The organism is Xanthomonas sontii, from assembly GCF_040529055.1.
Classification (GTDB): Bacteria; Pseudomonadota; Gammaproteobacteria; order Xanthomonadales; family Xanthomonadaceae; genus Xanthomonas_A; species Xanthomonas_A sontii.
In genome coordinates, this window is sequence record NZ_CP132342.1 from 1117033 (window position 1) to 1136723 (window position 19691).

At 70.8% G+C, this 19691-nt stretch carries 19 protein-coding genes; 11 read left to right on the top strand and 8 right to left on the bottom strand.

Features of this window, described 5'->3' with window-relative positions; all coding sequences use genetic code 11:
• Positions 1-126 precede the first annotated feature (126 nt).
• The 8 genes from RAB70_RS04785 (at position 127) to pcaC (ending at position 6803) form a co-directional block, all read left to right on the top strand.
• Positions 127-816, top strand: a complete 690-nt coding sequence (locus RAB70_RS04785; protein ID WP_017908144.1) for a 3-oxoacid CoA-transferase subunit A — start codon at positions 127-129, stop codon at positions 814-816.
• Entirely contained in the window at positions 804-1475 is a 672-nt protein-coding gene (locus tag RAB70_RS04790) for a 3-oxoacid CoA-transferase subunit B (protein WP_192578917.1), read from the top strand. Before RAB70_RS04785 ends, RAB70_RS04790 begins: the two co-directional genes overlap by 13 nt.
• Positions 1472-2680: a 3-oxoadipyl-CoA thiolase gene (gene pcaF / locus RAB70_RS04795; RefSeq protein ID WP_148828149.1), complete on the top strand. Its 1209-nt coding sequence runs from the start codon at positions 1472-1474 to the stop codon at positions 2678-2680. Before RAB70_RS04790 ends, pcaF begins: the two co-directional genes overlap by 4 nt.
• Before the next feature lie 86 nt (positions 2681-2766).
• Complete coding sequence (pcaH, locus tag RAB70_RS04800) at positions 2767-3486, top strand: protocatechuate 3,4-dioxygenase subunit beta (protein WP_017908147.1); 720 nt, start codon at positions 2767-2769, stop codon at positions 3484-3486.
• A gap of 4 nt (positions 3487-3490) precedes the next feature.
• Positions 3491-4048, top strand: coding sequence for a protocatechuate 3,4-dioxygenase subunit alpha (gene pcaG, locus RAB70_RS04805; protein WP_148828148.1), 558 nt, complete (start codon positions 3491-3493; stop codon positions 4046-4048).
• Between the two features lie 66 nt (positions 4049-4114).
• Positions 4115-5467, top strand: a complete 1353-nt coding sequence (locus tag RAB70_RS04810; protein WP_148828147.1) for a 3-carboxy-cis,cis-muconate cycloisomerase — start codon at positions 4115-4117, stop codon at positions 5465-5467.
• A gap of 112 nt (positions 5468-5579) precedes the next feature.
• On the top strand, positions 5580-6359 hold the full coding sequence (gene pcaD / locus RAB70_RS04815; RefSeq protein ID WP_148828146.1) for a 3-oxoadipate enol-lactonase: 780 nt from the start codon (positions 5580-5582) through the stop codon (positions 6357-6359).
• A 39-nt stretch (positions 6360-6398) separates the two neighbouring features.
• Complete coding sequence (gene pcaC / locus RAB70_RS04820) at positions 6399-6803, top strand: 4-carboxymuconolactone decarboxylase (RefSeq protein ID WP_148828145.1); 405 nt, start codon at positions 6399-6401, stop codon at positions 6801-6803.
• Positions 6804-7038: 235 nt separating this feature from the next.
• On the opposite strand, the gene RAB70_RS04825 is transcribed toward pcaC, so the two are convergent.
• The 3 genes from RAB70_RS04825 to RAB70_RS04835 form a co-directional block, all read right to left on the bottom strand.
• Entirely contained in the window at positions 7039-7908 is an 870-nt protein-coding gene (locus tag RAB70_RS04825) for an IclR family transcriptional regulator C-terminal domain-containing protein (protein WP_017908152.1), read from the bottom strand.
• 560 nt (positions 7909-8468) lie between these two features.
• Complete coding sequence (locus RAB70_RS04830; protein WP_148830034.1) at positions 8469-9506, bottom strand: NADP-dependent oxidoreductase; 1038 nt, start codon at positions 9504-9506, stop codon at positions 8469-8471.
• Positions 9503-10462, bottom strand: coding sequence for an aldo/keto reductase (locus RAB70_RS04835; protein WP_148830033.1), 960 nt, complete (start codon positions 10460-10462; stop codon positions 9503-9505). The genes RAB70_RS04830 and RAB70_RS04835 overlap by 4 nt, the downstream gene beginning before the upstream one ends.
• 175 nt (positions 10463-10637) lie before the next feature.
• Here RAB70_RS04835 and RAB70_RS04840 point away from each other — a divergent pair, with 175 nt between their 5' ends.
• The gene (locus RAB70_RS04840) at positions 10638-11495 is read left to right on the top strand and encodes a class I SAM-dependent methyltransferase (RefSeq protein ID WP_017911727.1); all 858 of its coding nucleotides are present in this window, start codon (positions 10638-10640) and stop codon (positions 11493-11495) included.
• A gap of 85 nt (positions 11496-11580) precedes the next feature.
• The gene (locus tag RAB70_RS04845; RefSeq protein WP_148830032.1) at positions 11581-12117 is read left to right on the top strand and encodes a pseudouridine synthase; all 537 of its coding nucleotides are present in this window, start codon (positions 11581-11583) and stop codon (positions 12115-12117) included.
• A gap of 194 nt (positions 12118-12311) precedes the next feature.
• Here RAB70_RS04845 and RAB70_RS04850 read toward each other — a convergent pair whose 3' ends face one another.
• On the bottom strand, positions 12312-12722 hold the full coding sequence (locus RAB70_RS04850) for a hypothetical protein (RefSeq protein WP_148830031.1): 411 nt from the start codon (positions 12720-12722) through the stop codon (positions 12312-12314).
• A gap of 115 nt (positions 12723-12837) precedes the next feature.
• Positions 12838-15468 (bottom strand): ATP-dependent helicase HrpB, encoded by a 2631-nt coding sequence (gene hrpB / locus RAB70_RS04855; protein WP_225851734.1) that lies wholly within the window; start codon positions 15466-15468, stop codon positions 12838-12840.
• Between the two features lie 97 nt (positions 15469-15565).
• On the opposite strand from hrpB, the gene RAB70_RS04860 reads away from it, so the two are divergent.
• Positions 15566-16363, top strand: coding sequence for a TatD family hydrolase (locus RAB70_RS04860; RefSeq protein ID WP_148830030.1), 798 nt, complete (start codon positions 15566-15568; stop codon positions 16361-16363).
• 330 nt (positions 16364-16693) lie between these two features.
• Here the strand turns inward: RAB70_RS04860 and RAB70_RS04865 are convergent, their stop codons facing one another.
• The 3 genes from RAB70_RS04865 to RAB70_RS04875 form a co-directional block, all read right to left on the bottom strand.
• Positions 16694-17197, bottom strand: a complete 504-nt coding sequence (locus RAB70_RS04865) for a hypothetical protein (protein ID WP_010340560.1) — start codon at positions 17195-17197, stop codon at positions 16694-16696.
• A 182-nt stretch (positions 17198-17379) separates the two neighbouring features.
• Positions 17380-18324 carry a 2-dehydropantoate 2-reductase gene (gene panE / locus RAB70_RS04870; protein WP_148830029.1) on the bottom strand — a complete coding sequence of 315 codons (945 nt, stop codon included), beginning with the start codon at positions 18322-18324 and terminating at the stop codon, positions 17380-17382.
• A gap of 168 nt (positions 18325-18492) precedes the next feature.
• Positions 18493-19413: an OmpA family protein gene (locus tag RAB70_RS04875; protein WP_225851733.1), complete on the bottom strand. Its 921-nt coding sequence runs from the start codon at positions 19411-19413 to the stop codon at positions 18493-18495.
• Positions 19414-19691: the final 278 nt, after the last annotated feature.

Here is a 19691-nt window from a genome sequence, read left to right on the forward strand (position 1 = left end):
CGCCCGCCGGAGCGGGCCTAACGTGGCCTCCCGAAGCGATCTGGAGGAGGATGTCGTGGCAGACCCCGTAATGCGCCTGCGCCCCTGTGCGCTGCGCCCCCAGCCGGCGACGGTGGAGCGGCGCCGATGATCGACAAGACCCTGGCTTCGTGCGCCGACGCAGTGGCCGACATCCACGATGGCGCCACGGTGATGATCGGCGGCTTCGGTACTGCGGGCATGCCCGATGCGCTGATCGATGCGTTGATCGCGCAAGGTGCGCGTGAACTCACCATCGTCAACAACAACGCCGGCAACGGCGAGACCGGGCTGGCCGCGCTGATCAAGCACAAGCGCGTGCGCAAGATCGTGTGCTCGTTCCCGCGGCAGAGCGACTCGCAGCACTTCGACGCGGCCTACCGCGCCGGCGAGCTGGAACTGGAGCTGGTGCCGCAGGGCAACCTGGCCGCGCGCATCCACGCGGCCGGCAACGGCCTGGGTGCGATCTTCACCCCGACCGGCTACGGCACCGAGCTGGCCGCCGGCAAGGAGACCCGCGAGATCGACGGCCGCCACTACGTGCTGGAGTATCCGATCCGCGCCGATTTCGCGCTGATCAAGGCGCACCACGGCGACCGCTGGGGCAACCTGGTGTACCGCAAGACCGCGCGCAACTTCGGCCCGCTGATGGCGATGGCCGCGACCTGCGCGATCGTGCAGGTGGAACAGGTGGTGGAGCTGGGCGCGTTGGATCCGGAAGCGGTGGTGACCCCGGGCATCTTCGTGCAACGGGTGGTGGCGGTGGCCACCGCACAGGAGGGCGCATGCACGCACTGAACGGGCGCGGCATCGACCGCAACGCGCTGGCCGCACGGGTGGCGCGCGACATCCCCGAGGGCGCCTACGTCAACCTGGGCATCGGCCTGCCGACCGCGGTGGCCAACTTCCTGCCGGCGGACAAGGAGATCTTCCTGCACAGCGAGAACGGCCTGCTCGGCATGGGGCCGGCGCCGCCGCCGGGGCAGGAGGACCTGGACCTGATCAACGCCGGCAAGCAGCCGGTGACGCTGCTGACCGGGGGCTGCTATTTCCACCACGCCGACTCGTTCGCGATGATGCGCAGCGGGCGCCTGGACGTGTGCGTGCTCGGCGCGTTCCAGGTGTCGGTGCACGGCGACCTGGCCAACTGGAGCACCGGCGCGGCCGATGCGATCCCCGCGGTCGGCGGCGCGATGGATCTGGCGATCGGCGCCAAGCAGGTCTACGTGATGATGGAACTGCTGACCAAGCGTGGCGAACCCAAGCTGGTCAGCGCCTGCAGCTATCCGTTGACCGGGCTGCGCTGCGTGTCGCGGGTGTACACCGACCTGGGCGTGTTCGCGCTCGGGCCGGACGGCGCGCGCGTGCTCGAACTGGTCGAGGGCGTGAGCCTGGACGATCTGCGCCAGGCCACCGGGCTGGCGCTGACCCTGGCCGATTCCACGGAGGCGGCATGAACGAGGCCTACATCATCGACGGTATTCGCACGCCGATCGGCCGCTACGGCGGCGCCCTGGCCGGGGTGCGTGCGGACGACCTCGGCGCAGTGCCGCTGCAGGCGCTGCTGGCGCGGCAGCCGCAACTGGATCCGGCGCAACTCGACGACGTCTACCTGGGCTGCGCCAACCAGGCCGGCGAGGACAACCGCAATGTCGCGCGCATGAGCCTGCTGCTGGCGGGCCTGCCGTTCGGCGTGCCGGGCAGCACGGTCAACCGCCTGTGCGGTTCCGGCCTGGATGCCATCGGCACCGTCGCGCGCGGCATCCGCGCCGGCGAGCTGGGCCTGGCCATCGCCGGCGGCGTCGAGTCGATGTCGCGCGCGCCGTGGGTGATGGGCAAGGCCGACAGCGCCTTCGCCCGCAACCAGCAGCTCGAAGACACCACCATGGGCTGGCGCTTCGTCAATCCGAAGCTGCAGCAACTGTATGGCGTGGAGCTGATGGGCGAGACCGCCGAGAACGTGGCCGCACGCTACGGCATCTCGCGCGAGGACCAGGATGCCTTCGCCCTGCGCAGCCAGCAGCGCACCGCCGCCGCGCAGGCCGCCGGCTTCTTCGACGGCGAGATCGTGCCGGTGACCGCGCCGGGCAGGAAGCGTGGCGAGACCGTCGAAGTCAGTGCCGACGAGCATCCGCGCGCCGACACCACCCTTGAGGCGCTGGCCAGGCTCAAGCCGATCTTCCGCCAGCCCGGCACCGTCACCGCCGGCAATGCCTCGGGCATCAACGATGGTGCCGCCGCGCTGCTGCTGGCCAGCGCCGCGCAGGTGCAGGCGCTGGGCCTGACCCCGCGCGCGCGCGTGCTGGGCTTCGCCAGCGCCGGCGTGGAGCCGGCCTACATGGGCATTGGCCCGGTGCCGGCCACGCGCAAGCTGCTGGCGCGGCTGGGGCTGTCCATCGGCGATTTCGATGCGATCGAACTCAACGAGGCGTTTGCCGCGCAGGGCCTGGCCTGCCTGCGCGAACTCGGCGTCGCCGACGATGCCGCGCACGTCAACGCCAACGGCGGCGCGATCGCACTCGGTCATCCGCTGGGCATGAGCGGTGCGCGCCTCGCCCTGACCCTGCTGCGCCAGCTCGAGGCCAGCGGTGGTCGCCGCGGCCTGGCGACCATGTGCATCGGCGTCGGCCAGGGCGTGGCGCTGGCGATCGAGCGGCTGTAGCCGCTCGCGCCATCGACGCTGCGCCGCATACGCCTGCATCATTCTTCCAGCCAACCGGCTCCGCGTGGAGCCAGCGAGACCGCACGATGCGCGACGATACCCCCATCGATCCCCTGCTCGGCTATCGGCGCCCGTACCCCGGGACGCAGCCGGCCTACCTGCACCCGCCCTACGCCTCCACCGGCGCGCGCGGCCCGACCCGCGATCCGATCGCGATCCCGCTGACCCTGTCCGAAGCGACCGGCCCGACCCTGGACCGCACCACCCTGGGCGAACACGCCGCCGATCTCACCGCCGGCTTCCCCGGTGCGCCGCTGGGCGAGCGCATCATCGTCAGCGGACGCCTGCTCGACGAGAACGGCAAGCCGGTGCGCAACAGCGTGGTCGAGGTCTGGCAGTGCAACGCCGCCGGCCGCTACCTGCACGCCGGCGACCAGCACGACGCGCCGCTGGATCCCAACTTCACCGGCACCGGCCAGGTGCTGACCGACGACCACGGCCGCTACCGCTTCACCACCATCAAGCCCGGCGCCTATCCGTGGCGCAACCACTACAACGCATGGCGCCCGGCGCACATCCACTTCTCGCTGCACGGCGACGGCATCGGCCAGCGCCTGGTCACGCAGATGTACTTCCCCGGCGATCCGTTGCTGGCGTTCGACCCGATCTTCAACTGCGTGGAGGACCCGAAGGCGCGCGAGCGCATGGTCTCCGCGTTCGACTGGGAGACCACCGCCAACGAGTTCGCGCTGGGCTACCGTTTCGACATCGTCCTGCGCGGACGCAAGCAGACCCCTTGGGAGTGAGGCGATGAGTTTCCAGGCAACCCCTTCGCAGACGGTCGGCCCCTACTACCGGATCGGGCTGGAGCCGCTGTACCGCACCGAGATCGCGCCGGCGCAGGCGCAGGGCACCCACGTGGAGATCGTCGGCAGCGTGTTCGACGGCCACGGCGTGCCGGTCGGCGATGCGCTGCTGGAGATCTGGCAGGCCGATGCCGCCGGCATCTACGACCATGCCGCCGATCCGCGCCGCGGCGACCACGATCCGGCCTTCCACGGCTGGGGCCGGGTACCGACCGACGCGCAGGGCCGCTTCGCCTTCCGCACGATCAAACCCGGCCGCGTCGCCGGGCCCAAGGGCCTGCAGGCGCCGCACCTGGTGGTGCTGGTGTTCATGCGCGGCCTGCTGCGCGCCGCGCCGACCCGGCTGTACTTCGGCGACGACGACCTAGACGGCGACGCGATCCTGGCGCAGGTGCCGGCCGAGCGCCGCGCCACCCTGATCGCGCAACCACAGGCGCCCAACCGCTACCAGTGGGACGTGCGCATGCAGGGCGAGCACGAGACCGTGTTCTTCCGCTACTGAGCGCAGCGACATCCCGCACAGGCCGCAGCGGTTACGCTGCATGATCTCTCCACCGCCTACGAACCGATGAGCGTCTCCGAGTCCCTGTTGCGTCCGCTGTTCGGCGATCCGGCCGTCGATGCGCTGTTCGACGACCGCGCGCGCCTGCAGGCCATGCTCGACGTGGAAGCGGCGCTGGCGCGCGCGCAGGCACGCTGCGGCGTGATCCCGGCCGACGCGGTGGCGCCGATCGCCGCCGCCTGCGATGCCGCGCGCTACGACCTGCCGGCGCTGGCCGCCGCCACCGCGTTGGCCGGCAATCCAGCCATTCCCTTGGTCAAGGCGCTCACCGCGCAGGTCGCCGCCACCGATGAAGACGCCGCGCGCTGGGTGCACTGGGGCGCGACCAGTCAGGACATCATCGACAGCGGCGCGGTGCTGCAGCTGCGCGCCGCGCTCGACCATGTGGAAGCGCAACTCGACGCGCTGTGCGCGGCGCTGGCGGCGTTGGCGCAGCGCGAGCGCGACACCGGGCTGCCCGGGCGCACCCTGTTGCAGCAGGCGGTGCCGGTGACCTTCGGGCTGAAGGCCGCAGGCTGGCTGGACGCGCTGCAGCGCAGCCGCCGACGCCTGCAGGCGCTGCGCGAAGATGCGCTGGTGCTGCAGTTCGGCGGCGCCGCCGGCACCCTGGCCGCGCTGCAGTCGCAGGGCCTGGCCGTGGCCGAGGTGCTGGCGGCGGAGTTGCGCCTGCCGTTGCCGGCGCTGCCCTGGCATGCGGCGCGCGACCGCATCGGCGAGATCGGCGCGGCGTTCGCGCTGCTCGCCGGCAGCCTCGGCAAGATCGGCCGCGACGTCGCGTTGCTGATGCAGTCGGAAGTGGCCGAGGCGTTCGAGCCGGCCGCGGCGGGCAAGGGCGGCTCCTCGGCGATGCCGCACAAGCGCAATCCGGTCGGCTGCGTGGTCGCGATCGCCGCGGCCACGCGCGCGCCGGGCTTGCTGGCGACCTTGTTCGCGGCGCTGCCGCAGGAACACGAGCGCGCCGTCGGCGGCTGGCATGCCGAATGGGAGACCTTGCCGGAACTGGTGCGCCTGAGCGCCGGCAGCCTGGCCCAGGTGCGCGTGCTGATCGAGGGCCTGGAGCTGGACCGCGCGCGCATGGCCGCGCATCTGGACAGCCATGGCGGCCTGCTCTACGCCGAGGCGGTGGCGGTGACCCTGGCCGCGCATCTGGGCAAGGCCGCCGCGCACGCGCTGGTGGAAACCGCGGTGCGCCGCGCGCTGGCCACGCAGCAACACCTGCGCGCGGTGCTGGCCGAGCAGCCGCAGGTGACCGCGGTGCTGGCGCCGGCGGATCTGGATGCGCTGTTCGCCAGCGACAGCTGGCGCGGCATGGCCGCGGTGTGGATCGAGCGCGTGCTCGCCGCGCAGGCGCGCGGGTGAGGCGCCGCGCCGTGCCCGTCTGCCGCAGTGTCGGCGACACGTTCTAGACTTGTCGGTGCCGCGCGGTTCCGTGCCGCCGTGGCCCCTTCCACTTTCCCTGCGAGCGCCGCCCATGCCCATCCTCGACCTGCCCACGCATCGTCTGCATTACCGCATCGACGGCAGCGAAGGCCGTCCGTGGCTGACCCTGTGCAACTCGCTCGGCACCGACCTGCACATGTGGGACGCGCAGATCGCCGCGCTGTCGCCGCACTTCCGCGTGCTGCGCTACGACCGCCGCGGCCATGGCGCGTCCACCACCCCGCCGGCGCCCTATGCCATCGCCGACCTCGGCGGCGACGTGGTGGCGCTCTGGGATGCGCTGTCGATCGAGCGCAGCCATTTCTGCGGCCTGTCGATCGGCGGGTTGACCGGGCAGTGGCTGGGCCTGCACGCGGGCGAGCGCCTGCTCAGCCTCGCCCTGTGCGCCACCGCGGCCAAAATCGGCAGCGCCGAGAGCTGGCAGGCGCGCATCGAGCAAGTGTGCGCCGAGGGCCTGGCGCCGCTGTGCGAAGGCACCCGCACGCGCTGGTTCACCGCGGCCTTCGCCGAAGCGCAGCCGGCGACCGTCGAGGCGATCCTGGACAGCTTCCGCGCCACCGATGCGCAGGCCTACATCGGCTGCTGCCAGGCGCTGGCCGAGGCCGACTTCCGCGCGCGCCTGGGCGAGATCGGCGTGCCGGTGCTGGCCGTGGCCGGGCACGACGATCCGGTGTGTCCGCCGGCCGATCTGCAGGCCATCGCCGCGCAGGTGGCGCAGGGCAAGGATGCCGAGGTGCACGGCCGCCACCTGTGCAATGTCGAGTCGCCGCACGCCTTCAACGATGCGTTGCTGCGCTTCCTGCTGCAGTAGTCAGCGCCCGCTTTTCCCCACGTTTCAGGAGTCGCCCCGATGCACGAGAACGAACGCTACGCCGCCGGCCTGCAGGTGCGCCGCGCGGTGCTCGGCAATGCCCACGTCGACCGCTCGCTGGCCGCACGCACGCCGTTCACCGAGGAATTCCAGGAGTTCATCACCCGCACCGCCTGGGGCACGGTGTGGACCCGCGATGGCCTGCCGCGGCACACGCGCTCGCTGCTGACCCTGGCGATGATGGTGGCGCGCGGCCACGACGAAGAGTTCAAGCTGCATGTGCGCGCCGCGCGCAACAACGGCGTCAGCGCCGACGAAATCAAGGAAGTGCTGCTGCAGGCGGCGATCTATTGCGGCGTGCCCGCGGCCAACCACGCCTTCGCCCTGGCTGCGCCGATCCTGGCCGAGCAGGCGGCCGAGGGCGGCGCGAACGCTGCGGACTGAGCGCGGCGCTGCTGTTGCGGCAGACGATGGTGGCGGCCCACGGTTGAGCGCCGACCGCGTCGTGCACGGGACGAAGTGTGCCTGCTGTAGTTCCTGCGACGGTGCCTCACGCAAGCCGGATCCGCGCGGCGCTTCGCGCGCCGTACCCTCACCCCAATCCCTCTCCCGGGGGGAGAGGGGCTTTGGCTCTTCCTTCTTCCACCGGAGGAAAGTGCCCCGCAGGGGCGGATGCGGGTCAGTCCAGCACCCGACTCAACTGCTGCGCCGCATGCCGCAGCGCCGGCAGCACCGTGCTCTGCAGGCTGCCCAGGGTCATCCGCGCCACCGAGCTGCCGACGTTGAGCGCGGCGACCACGCGGTCCTGGCGGTTGCGCACCGGCACCGCCACCGAGCGCAGGCCGATCTCCAGTTCCTGGTCCACCACCGCGTAGCCGTCGCGCTGCACGCGCTCGAGCAGGGCCTGGAACTGCGCGCGGTCGGTGACGGTGCGTTCGGTGCGCGGGCGCAGCGGATTGCGCTCCAGATAGCTGTTCAAGGTGTCGCCTGGCTGCGCTGCCAGCAACACCCGGCCCATCGAGGTGCAGTACGCCGGCAGGCGGCTGCCGGCGCGCAGGCCGATCGACATGATCCGCACGGTTTCCGCACGCGCCACGTACAGCAGGTCGTCGCCGTCGAGCACGCCCAGCGAGCAGGACTCGTGCAGGGTGTCGCGCAGCGCGTCCAGCACCGGCTGCGCCGCCACCGACAGCGCGGCGGTGGACAGGTAGCCGCTGCCGATGCCCAGCGCGCGCGGCAGCAGCACGTAGCCGCGGCCGTGGGTGCCGGCGTAGCCGAGCTTCTCCAGCGTGTACAGCACGCGCCGCACCGCCGCGCGCGGAATGCCGGTGTCGGCGCTGAGCTGGGCCATGCTGACGTCGCGGCTGTGCTGGCCGAAGGCGCTGAGCACGGCCAGGCCGCGTGCCAGCGAGGTCATGAAGTTCGGGTCGCCTTCGCATTCGCCGATGCGCCGCATCAGTTCCGCGGCCAGGCCGCGCTCGGGCGGGGTGGGGGCGGTGGCGGCGCGCGCGGTGCGGCGTGCGCGAGGGGGGCGCGGGGACTCGGACATGGAAGCGGCGGCGGCGGCGATGCGTCCGATGGTAGTGGCTGTACTCGCGGGCGTCGATGCTGGGGTGTGGTCGAGGGCGCCAGGCGCCAGGCAATCGTCCCGCGTCATGAAGCAGATGGGCGCTGCGGCAGCCGCTCCTACGGTTCTTCTTCGTCCGACACGCAAATCTCAAGCGAAAGCAAAGGCTTTCGCCCTTACGGGCGAGTTACTTTTCTTTGCTCGCGCAAAGAAAAGTAACCAAAAGAAAGCGCGCCCTGCCTCGCGCCCTCCGCGCTGCGCGCTCCGGGTCCGCGTCCATCCCGGGGATCCGCGGAAGGGGCATCCTGCCCCTGCCGCGGACGGCGTACATCCATGTACGCCGCCCTTCGGGTGTTTCCCCGCGATGGCCGCCGCTTCGGAAGGGAACCCAGTAAGTCAAAAACAAGAGCAACAGCAACATCCAAAGCCAAGCGATCGCGACTGCTACAGCGACTCGCGGTGATCAGTGTCCGGGCACGATGTGGGAAGGACTCTCGTGCATTTTTGTGGGATCAGTCCCGCCAGCCTCGGACCTTTTCGCCTCAGTCGCCCAGCCGCACCACCAGCTTGCCGAAGTTGCCGCCGCTCAGCATGTCGATGAAGGCCTGCGGCGCGCTCTCCAGGCCGTCCACCACGTGCTCGCGGTAGCGTACGCGGCCGTCGGCCAGCCAGGCGCCCATCTCGCGCAGGAACTCCGGGTACAGCTTGACGAAGTCGCCGACGATGAAGCCGCGCAGGGTCAGGCGCTGGCGCAGCACCTGGCCCATCAGTGCCGGCATCCGGTCCGGCCCCGGCGGCAAGGCGCCGTTGGCGTTGTAGGTGGCGATGGTGCCGCAGACCGGCACCCGCGCGAAATCGTTGAGCAGCGGCAGCACCGCATCGAACACGTGGCCGCCGACGTTCTCGAAGTACACGTCGATGCCGTCGGTCGCGGCAGCGCGCAACTGCTCCGCAAAGTCCTTGGCGCGGTGGTCCAGGGCCACGTCCACGCCCAGTTCCTCGCGCAGGTAGCGGCATTTTTCCGCGCCGCCGGCGATGGCGATGACCTTGGCCCCGCGCAGTTTGGCGATCTGCGCCACGGTGGCGCCGACCGGGCCGGTGGCTGCGGCGACCGCCACGGTCTCGCCCGGCTGCGGCTTGCCGATCTCGTGCAGGCCGGCGTAGGCGGTGAAGCCGGGCATGCCGTACACGCCCAGCGCGGTGCTCGGCGGCAGCGGCGAGTTGGGGTCGAGCTTGCGCCGCAGGCTGGCGCCGTCGACGACCAGATGGGTCTGCCAGCCGCCGTTCTGCACCAGCACCAGATCGCCTGGTGCGTGGTCGGGGGAATTGGATTGCAGCACCTCGGCCACGGTGCTGCCGACCATGGTCTCGCCCAGTTGCACCGGCGGCGCGTAGGACGGCGCATCGCTCATGCGCCCGCGCATGTACGGGTCCAGCGACAGCCAGCGATTGCGCAGCAGCACCTGGCCGGGGCCGGGTGGCGAAATCGGGGCCTGTTCGATGCGGAAATTGTCGGTGCCCGGCGCGCCCTGCGGGCGCGAAGCGAGCACGATGCGGGTGGTCTGGGTGGGGGTGGTCATGCGGTTTCCTCACTTGCGGTATTCAGTTGCGCGATGTCCTCGGCCGACAGCTGCAGGCGCGCGGCGGCGAGCAAGTCCTGCAGTTGCTCCAGGCTGGTCGCGCTGGCGATCGGCGCGACGATGCCGGGCCGCGCCATCAACCAGGCCAGCGCCACCTGCGTGGGCGCGGCGCCATGCTTGCCGGCGATGTCGTCGAGCGCGGCGAGGATGCGCAGGCCGCGCGCGTTGAGATAGCGCGCGACCACGCTGGCGCCGCGTGCCTTGCTCTTGCCCGCGTCTTCGGTGCGACGGTACTTGCCGCTGAGGAAGCCGCTGGCCAGCGCGTAGTAGCACAGCACGCCCAGGCCCTGTTCGTGCACCAGCGGCTCCAACTCGGCCTCGTAGCCGGCGCGGTCGTACAGGTTGTACTCCGGCTGCAGCGTTTCGTAGCGGGGCAGGCCGTACTGCGCGGAGACGTTCAGCGCCTCGCGCAGGCGCGCGGCACTGTAGTTGGAAGCACCGATGGCGCGCACCTTGCCCTGTTCGATCAGCCGCCCGAACGCGGCCAGCGTGGCTTCCAGCGGCACCGAATCGTCGTCCGCGTGCGCCTGGTACAGATCGATGACATCGGTCTGCAGGCGCTGCAGCGAATCCTCCGCGGCGGCGGCGATGGTGTCGGCCGACAGGCCCGGGCGTTCGGCCCACTTGCCGACCTTGGTCGCGATCAGCACCTTGTCGCGCTTGCCGCTGCGCTTGAGCCATTGTCCGATCAGCGTTTCCGATTCGCCGCCGCGATTGCCGGGGACCCAGGCCGAGTAGATGTCGGCGGTGTCGACGAGATTGCAGCCGGCCTCGACGAAGGCATCGAGCAAGGCGAAGGAGGTCTTGGCGTCGGCGCTCCAGCCGAACACGTTGCCGCCGAACGCCAGCGGTGCCGCATGCAGGCCGGAACGGCCGAGTTCGCGCGTGTGCAGCATGGAAAACGCTCCACTGTGGGGAAAGGCGACAGGATAGTCGCCGGGGGTCGAAGGATCGGCCAATGCTCGCGAAAACAGCGTTCCGCCGGCGTGATTCGCGCTAACGGGAGCGCAACATTCGGGCTTGTCGGGCCGCATGCTAGGCTCGCCCCACCTCCTCTTGCGGATGCCTGCCATGACGCTTCGAACCTCGCTCGCCTGCGCCTGTACTCTGGCCGTCGCCACCGCCTTGCTCGCCCCTGCCGCGCAGGCGATCAAGCCTGCCGACACCGCGACGCTGCCGGCGCCGGACGCGTCCCTGCAGGCGGCGATCAACGGCAGCTGGCGCGACCGCGCCAACGTCGCCCGCGACGCTTACCGCCATCCCGGCCAGACCCTGGCGTTCTTCGGCATCAAGCCGACCCAGACGGTGATCGAGGTCACCCCGGGCGGCGGCTGGTATGCGGAGATCCTGGCGCCGTACCTGCGCGAGCGCGGGCAGTACATCGCTGCGGTGGTGGATCCGGCCGCGGTGCCGGAAGGACGCGGCCGCGACTACCAGCAGAAGGCGCGCGCCGGCCTGGAGCAGAAGTTCGCCGCGGCGCCGGCGCAGTACGACCGCGCGCGCATCGTGGCGTACGCGCCGAACGCGCCGGTGTTCGGCCCGCCGGGCTCGGCCGACCTGGTGCTGACCTTCCGCAACGTGCACAACTGGCGCATGGCCGGGCAGGCCGAGGGCATGTTCAAGGGCTTCTACCAGGTGCTCAAGCCCGGCGGCGTGCTCGGCGTGGTCGAACACCGTGCCAAGGCCGACGTGCCGGCCGACGACAAGAGCGGCTATGTCGGTCAGGCGCAGGTGATCGCCATGGCCGAGGCCGCCGGCTTCAAGCTGGCCGGCAAGAGCGAGCTCAACGCCAATCCGCGCGACACCAAGGATTATCCGGGGGGCGTATGGACACTGCCGCCGAGCAACCAGCACGAGGCCGCCGATGATGCCAAGTACCAGGCGATCGGCGAGAGCGACCGGATGACCCTGAAGTTCGTCAAGCGCTGAGCCGGCGCACGAGCGGCGCGGCGCGGACGCATGGGACAATGCCTGCGCCGCGCCGTGCGGCGCAGGTTCGCTGCAGTTCCCGTCGATGCTGATCGCCTTCAACAAGCCCTTCAACGTGCTGTGCCAGTTCACCGACCGCAGCACGCCACCGCGGCGTACCCTGGCCGAGTTCGGCCTGCCCGCCGACGTGTACGCGGCCGGACGCCTGGACTACGACAGCGAGGGCCTGCTGCTGCTGACCGACGATGGCGCATTGGCGCACCGTCTTACCGATCCCCGGCACAAGCAGCCCAAGACCTACTGGGTGCAGGTGGAAGGCGCACCGCAACCGGAGCAGGTGCAGCGCCTGCGCGACGGCGTGCTGTTGAACGACGGCCCGACCGCACGGGCCGAGGTGACGTTGCTGGAGGCGCCGCCATCGCTGTGGCCGCGCGACCCCCCGGTGCGCTTCCGCAAGAGCGTGCCCGATGCTTGGTTGCAGGTCGTGCTGCGCGAAGGCCGCAATCGCCAGGTGCGGCGGATGACGGCCGCGGTCGGCCTGCCGACACTGCGCCTGGTGCGTGCGGCGATGGGCGCGCACCGCCTGGACGGGTTGGCGCCGGGGGCCTGGCGCGCGCTGTAGTGCGTGTTGTGCGGAATGACGCGCAGGAGCGGCGTCAGCCGCGACCGGAGCGCATCGGTAACGCCTCGGTTGCGGCTGAAGCCGCTCCTGCGTTGGAAAAGCAGAGGCGCGGCGAACCATAAAAAAAGCGACCGGGATGTCTCCCGGTCGCTGCGTTTCATGCGGCGGCTGCCGTCAGCGGCAGTGCGCGGATCTCACTCTTCGGTGGCGTCCTGCGCTGCGGCATTGCGGCGCGTGCCACGGGTGCTGGCGGCGCTGCGGCGCGCACCGACATTGCCGCGCTTGTTGGCGGCTTCGATGCGCTGCGCATTGCCTTCGATCGGCGCGCCCTTGTCGCGCTGGCGCTTGCGGTAGATGGCGTAGCCGAGCAGACCCACACCCACGGCGGCAGCGGCGATCGCAATGGCCGGGTTGCGGCGCACGGCGGTGCGCGCGACCTTGGATCCGGTCTTCACTGCACCCATCGCTGCGCCCGCCTTGAGCGCGCCCATCGCCTTGCCCGACTGCAGCCACTTGTTCGCCTGCGGGCCGAAGTGCTTGAAGCTGTCGCCGGCGTGGCTGGCGAGATCCAGGGCGCGATCGGTGATGATGGTCAGCTTGCTCATGGGCGTCCCCTACTGGCAGGAATGAAGGGCTGCAGTGTCGCCCTCGGACCGTATACGGGGCGTTAGCGCAGCGCCGCGGATTCGTCTGCCCGCTGAATGCGCTGCGCCAGACCCGCTAGGTGCCGCGCGGCTTGGCGCGATGGCTGGCGGTGGCGGTCCAGGGGTCGTCCGGCCACGGGTGGCGCGGATAGCGGCCTTTCATTTCCTTCTTCACTTCCGGATAGGTGCTGGACCAGAAGTTGCGCAGGTCCTGGGTGACCTGCAGCGGCCTTCCGCCGGGGGAGAGCAGGTGCAGCAGCAGCGGCACGCGGCCGTCGGCGATGCGCGGGGTGTCGGCCAGGCCGAACAGCTCCTGCAGCTTGACCGCCAGCACCGGCGGCTGCGGCTGCCCGGCATGGTCCAGGCTGTAGTCGATGCGCCGTTCCATGCCCGAGGGCACCGCGATGCGCACCGGGGCATGGCGGTCGATGGCCTGGCGGCGGTCCCACGGCAGCCGCGCCTTCAGCGCCTCGCCCAGCTCGTCCTCGCTCAGCCCATCGAGCCGGGTCTTGCCGGCGAAGGCCGGGCGCAGCCAGTCGTCGAGGCTGGCCAGCAGCGCGGCATCGCCCAGGTCCGGCAGCTCCAGTTCCGGCATCCACTGGCGCAGTCCCGCCACCCGTGCGCGCCATTGCGACAGGTTCTCGCTCCAGGGCAGCGCCTGCAGCCCCAATTCGCGCACCGCCTCGGTCAGCGCCGCGGCTGCCTGCGCCGGCTCGACCCGGCCGGCGGGGCGGCTGTCGAGCACGATGCGGTCGAAGCTGGTCTCGCGCAGCGCCGTGAGCGCGCGCCGTTCCGGGTCCCAACGCACCACGTCTTCCTGTGCGAAGCGCTGCGGAAACTGCGCGCGCAGGTAGCGCTCGTCCACCGGCGCGGCGCGCAGCAGCAACGCGTCCTTGGCCTCGTGGCGCAGCTCGGTGGCGACCAGCCAGGGCTCGCCGCGCAGGTCGCTGTTGTCGAACAAGCGCACGCTGCGGCCATTGGCCAGCTGGTAGCGCAGCGGATCGCTGGGGTGACGCGTGCCGATGCGGTCGGGAAAGGCGTGCGCCAGCAGATCGCCGAGTTCGTGCGCCTCCACGCTGTCCGGCGCGGCGGCGTCGCTGCGCAGGCGCCGCCGCCACTGCTTGGCCGCCGCGTCGATCGCCGCCAGCGCGCCGCGGTTGGCGTCGTGCGGCACGCGGCCGCGGCGGAACGCGGCCAGGGCGCGCCAGCGCGCGGCCAGTGCGTCGCCGCCGTGGCGCAGCGGATCGCGCGCTTCGATCAGCGCGGCGAGGTCGCAGGCCAGTGCCTGTGCGCGCGCATCGCCAGCGGCCAGCAGCATCGCCGCTAGCCGCGGATGCGTGCCCAGCGCGAGCATGCGCCGGCCGCTGGCGGTGATGGCACCACTCTCGGCGAGTGCGCCGAGCCGCTGCAGCAGCTCGCGGGCGGCGGCGAGTGCGCCGGCCGGCGGCGGATCGACGAAGCGCAGGCCATCGCTGCCCCAGGCGGCCAGTTCCAGCGCCAGCCCGGCCAGCTCCACCTGCAGGATCTCGGCGCGGCGTTGCGCCTCCAGGCGTTGCGATTGCGGCCACAGCCGGTAGGTCCAGCCGCTGGCGACACGGCCGGCGCGGCCGGCGCGCTGATCGGCCGAGGCCTGGGCGATGGCGGTCACGTCCAGCCGCGAGAAGCCGCTGTTGGGATCGTAGTGCGGCTCGCGTGCCAGCCCGGCGTCGATCACCACGCGCACCCCGGGCAGCGTCACCGAGGACTCGGCCACATTGGTCGCCAGCACCACGCGCCGCCGCCCCTGCGGATCCGGCTGCAGCACCTTGCTCTGCTGTTCCACCGGCAACTCGCCATGCAGCGGCAGGACCTCCACTCCGCTCCCTTCTCCCCCCGGGAGAAGGTGGCGCGCAGCGCCGGATGAGGGTACGCCAGAGGCGGTGCCGGCTGGTGTAGCGACGGGGTCTGTGCCCGTCGAAGTTACGCCCGGGCTCATACTCGCACCACCCCCAACGTCCGCCGCCTCCAACGCCGCCTGTACCCGCCCGATCTCGCGCTGCCCGGGCAGGAACACCAGCACGTCGCCCGGGTGCTGCTGCAGCGCATGCTCGACCGCGCGCCGGGCCTGCGCTTCCAGCGATTCCTCGCGCCGCGCGGGAAAGTGCGCGATCTCTACCGGGAAGCTGCGCCCGGCGCTGGACAGCCGCGGCGCGTCGAGGAACTGCGCCAGGCGCTCGCCGTCCAGGGTTGCCGACATCACCACGATGCGCAGGTCCTCGCGCACCTGCGCCTGCACGTCCAGGGCCAGCGCCAGGCCCAGGTCCGCGGCCAGGTGGCGCTCGTGGAACTCGTCGAACAGCAGCGCGCCGACGCCCTCAAGCATCGGGTCGTCCTGCAGCATGCGGGTCAGGATGCCCTCGGTGACCACCTCGATGCGGGTACGCGCGGACACCTTGTTCTCGAAGCGGATGCGGTAGCCCACGGTTTCGCCCGGCGTCTCGCCGCGCTGCCGGGCCATGAAGGCGGCGGCGCTGCGCGCGGCGACCCGGCGCGGTTCCAGCATCACGATGCGCCGGCCCTGCAGCCAGGGCGCGTCGAGCAGCGCCGGCGGCACCTGGGTGGTCTTGCCGGCGCCGGGCGGGGCTTCCAGCACCAGGCGCGGATGGGCGGCGAGGCTGTCGCGCAGTTGCGGCAGCAGCGGATCGATCGGAAACACGGCGGACGTCATCGGCAAAGGATACGTGGCCGCCGCGCCGCCGGGGAGCGGCGACAGGCGCGTGGCCCGTACAATTGGCTGCTGTCCCGGCTGATTCCCGCGCAACCGCATGACCCTGATCGACATCGGCGCCAACCTCACCCACGAGTCCTTCGACCGCGACCGCGACGCCGTGCTGCAGCGCGCCCACGCTGCCGGCGTCATGCAACTGGTGGTCACCGGCGCCAGCCGCGAGCACTCGCCGCTGGCACTGCAACTGGCGCAGCAGCATCCGGGCGTGCTGTACGCCACCGCCGGCGTGCATCCGCACCACGCGGTGGAGTACACCGCCGAGTGCGATGCCGAACTGCGCGCGCTGCATGCGCATGCCGAAGTGGTGGCGGTGGGCGAGTGCGGCCTGGACTACTTCCGCGATTTCTCGCCGCGGCCGGCGCAGCACCGCGCGTTCGAGCGGCAGCTGCAGCTGGCGGTGGACACCGGCAAGCCGCTGTTCCTGCACCAGCGCGACGCCCATGCCGACTTCATGGCGCTGATGCGCCAGTTCGACGGCACGCTCGGCCCGGCGGTGGTGCATTGCTTCACCGGCAGCCGCGAGGAACTGTTCGACTACCTGGATCGCGACTGGTACATCGGCATCACCGGCTGGCTGTGCGACGAGCGCCGCGGCGCGCATCTGCGCGAGCTGGTGAAGCACATTCCCGCTAACCGGTTGATGATCGAGACCGACGCGCCGTACCTGCTGCCGCGCACGCTCAAGCCGACGCCGAAGGACCGCCGCAACGAGCCGGCGTTCCTCGCGCACATCGTCGAGGAACTGGCGCGCGACCGTGGTGAGGACGTGGCCACGGTCGCCGCGGCCAGCACTGCTGCCGCGCGGACATTCTTCCGTTTGCCGATGCCCGGCTGAGTACGTCGACGCGGCGGGTTTCGTGTTTGGGGATTCGTGATTGGGGATTGGGGATCCGTAAAAGCGCGCTTGGCTGTACGCGTCTTTTGTGGGAGCGGCTTCAGCCGCGACCGGGCAACGCGTCGCGGCGGATGGTCCGGTGGCCATGCCGATCCTCTGCGACCGTGCCGGCCGATGCGCCGGTGGAGATCCTGGACGGCGTGGGTTGGCGTCTTCTTGTGGGAGGGACTTCAGTCCCGACGCACGACGGTGTCAGTCGGCTTTACTCTGCATTCGTCGCGGGTGAAGCCGCTGCTGCGCAGGTAACGCCATTGGCGGCACTACGGCGTCTCAATCGACCTGCGCGTCCTCGCGCTTGGCCTCCGCCATGGCTTCCGGCTCCAGTTCCTCGGCGCTGCGGTTGAGCTTGACGAACACGCCCCAGGCGACCAGCAGCAGCGCCGCGCACAGGCCCACGGCAGACGCGTAGGGCAGCTTGGACGGATCGTCGTGCATCAGTTCGAAGATCGACACCAGGGTCTCGATCGCCAGGGCGATGACGATGACCACGAAGAACCGCGACAGGTAGCGACGCACCCGGGTCGGTCCACTGACCTTGACGTCGCGCTGCACCTCCTCCTCGTAGATGGTCTGGCCCAGTTCCAGGGTCACCAGCGCTACGGTGAGCAGCCCGATCGCTTCCAGCACCACATTGAAGCGGTCGCGCACCACCAATTCGCCGCCCGGGGTCAGGCCATGCCATAGCTCGAGCACGGCCATGCAGATCAGCCCGGCCGCGCACAGCAGGAACAGCAGGATGATGAGGAAATGCCCGCCGCGGAACAGTTTTTCCATGCACGTGCCCGTCGCTTGCCCCCTGTATGGTGGGCGAGCATAGGCGCCAGGCGCGTCAGCGGCGCGCGAAGATGCAGCGCCGCCCTTGGGACGGCGCGGATACGGCATTTCCCGGAGCACCGTGGCTGGTGCGCGCAGGGCAGGAGCGCGTTGCGCGCGGCACCGGCTTTCCGCGGCAACCATCAGCGCGCGGGCAGGCCGGCCTGGTACGCCTGCAGGTGGCAGTACGCCGCCATCAGCAGCGGCGCGTCCTGCCCGGCGGCGCGAGCGCGGACCAGCATGTCGCCGACGATCTGCTGCGCCTCCACCTGCTGCCCGGCTTCCAGGTCGCGCAGCATCGACGCCTTCATCGGCGAGCCTGGTTGCGTCAGCAGGTGCAGCGCACTGGCCTGCGCTTCCTCCGGCACCGGCTCGCCGGCCGCCGCGGCCACCGCCGTGCACTCGGCATACAGGCCGCGCACCAGCGTCACCCCATCGTCGCTGGCGACGATACGCCCGATCGGCGCACGCATCAGGCAGGTGGCCGCAGCCAGCGCGGTGAGGAAGGTGTACTTGATCCATTGCTCCTGCGCGATCCGCGGCGTGGCCAGATGGTCCACGTCGGCTCGCGCGCAGGCCTCCGCCAGGGCGCGCACGCGCGCGCTGTCTGCACCGCGGCCGTCGCGCTCGCCGAAGGTCAGCGAGGCCGGCTTGGCCAGGTGCTGGATCGCGCCGTCGGCATCCAGCACCGCGCTGATGAAGCACAGCCCGCCGACGACCCGCTCCGCACCGAAGCGCGCATCCAGCGCCCCATAGTGGCGCAGGCCATTGAGGATCGGCAGCACGCTGGTGCCGTCGTGGACCGCCGGTGCCACCGCGTCCAGCGAACTTTCCAGGTCGTAGGCCTTGCAGCTCAGCAGCACCAGATCGAACGGCCGCGCCTGCGCCGCGCTGTGCAGCGTCTCGGCGGTGAGCGTGCTCACCGCGATCGCCGCGTCGCCGCGCGGGCTGCGGATGCGCAACCCGTCGCGTTGCAGGCGTGCGGCCCGTGGTGGTCGCACCAGAAAGCTGACATCGACGCCGGCCTGGGCCAGGCGTCCGCCGAAATAACCGCCGGTCGCGCCGGCTCCGAGAATCAGGATACGCATAAGACGTGGATCGCCATGGGGTGGGAGGCGTCCGACTGCGGGAACGCATGCCGGCAAGCGAGCGCGCGTGCGGTCCTGTCGACGATGCGGCGCAATCGGCCATGCCGTTGCGCCGCACCACGACCTGCACGCATCAGGGTGACCGCATGCAGCGGTACCCGGTGCGGCTCAGCTCTTCTTCACCAGCTCGACGCGGCGGTTCTGCGACTTGCCCTGCTCGGTCGCATTGTCCGCCACCGGGTCGGCGTCGCCGAAGCCGGCTGCGGTCAGGCGTGATGCCTCGATGCCCTGAGCGATCAGCGCGGCGACCACCGCCTTGGCGCGTCCCTCCGACAGGGTCTTGTTGTGCGCCGCATCGCCGGTGCCGTCGGTATAGCCGTTGACGGCCAGCTTCAACGCGGCGTCCTGCTTGAGCAATTGCACGACCTGCGCGATCTGCGGCTGCGAATCGGGCAGGATGTCGGTCTTGTCGGTGGCGAAGTTGACGTGCAGCGCGACCTTGCCGGTCTTGTCGATCTGCGTCTTCAGTTCGCTGGCCGGCAGCAGGCTGGCGGTGACCTGCAGCGGCTTGGTCTCGGCGATCAGCAGGCCGCCGCCGAACTGGTAGCTGCACAGGTGGATCCAGATGTCGCGGTCGGCGCGATGCACCACGAAGACCTGTACGGGGTTGTTCCAGACATCGCCCAGGCCGCTGTTGTACTTGATGGCGAAATCGCGCGGCCATTCGTTGATCTGTTTCGTGGCGGCGTCGGGAATCCGACCGTCGAAGATCTTCTTGCCGCCGAGTGTGGTCACGACGGCCTCGATGTTGCGTGACAGCTCCAGGTCGGAGAAGGTCTTGCCCTGCGCCGCATCGATGTGCGCCGACCAGACCTTGCCCTCGACCGGCTGCAGGCGATCGCCGGTCCAGAACGGCACCTGGTCGAAGTCCGCGACGTCCGGCGTGCTGCCGGTGACATAGCCGGTGGGCAGCGCGATGTAGGGGAAATCTCCCAGTGGGACGTCGGACACCGGCAGGCTGGCCGGATCGAATGCCGTGCTGGCGGCAGCGTGCTGCGTGGACGCGTCCTGCGTGGCGTTGGCGGTCACAGCAGGGAGCGTCGCTTGATCGTCGGGCTGCGCGGGCTGCTCATGCTTCTTGCAGGCGCCAAGACTTGCGATGACGGCCAGGGCCAATGTCGCCGCTACTGCTCTTTTCACAGAGATACTCCTTGTCGGGGGACGAACCAATCTAGTGTAACGGCGCGATCGGCCGATCTTGCTGCAGAACCGTGAACCCGCGTCTACCAGTAGTGGGCGACTCGCGCTTGGGTTACTGGGGACGCGAGATCAGCGCGCGAGGTCGGGCGGCTGGAACAAGGCGTCCG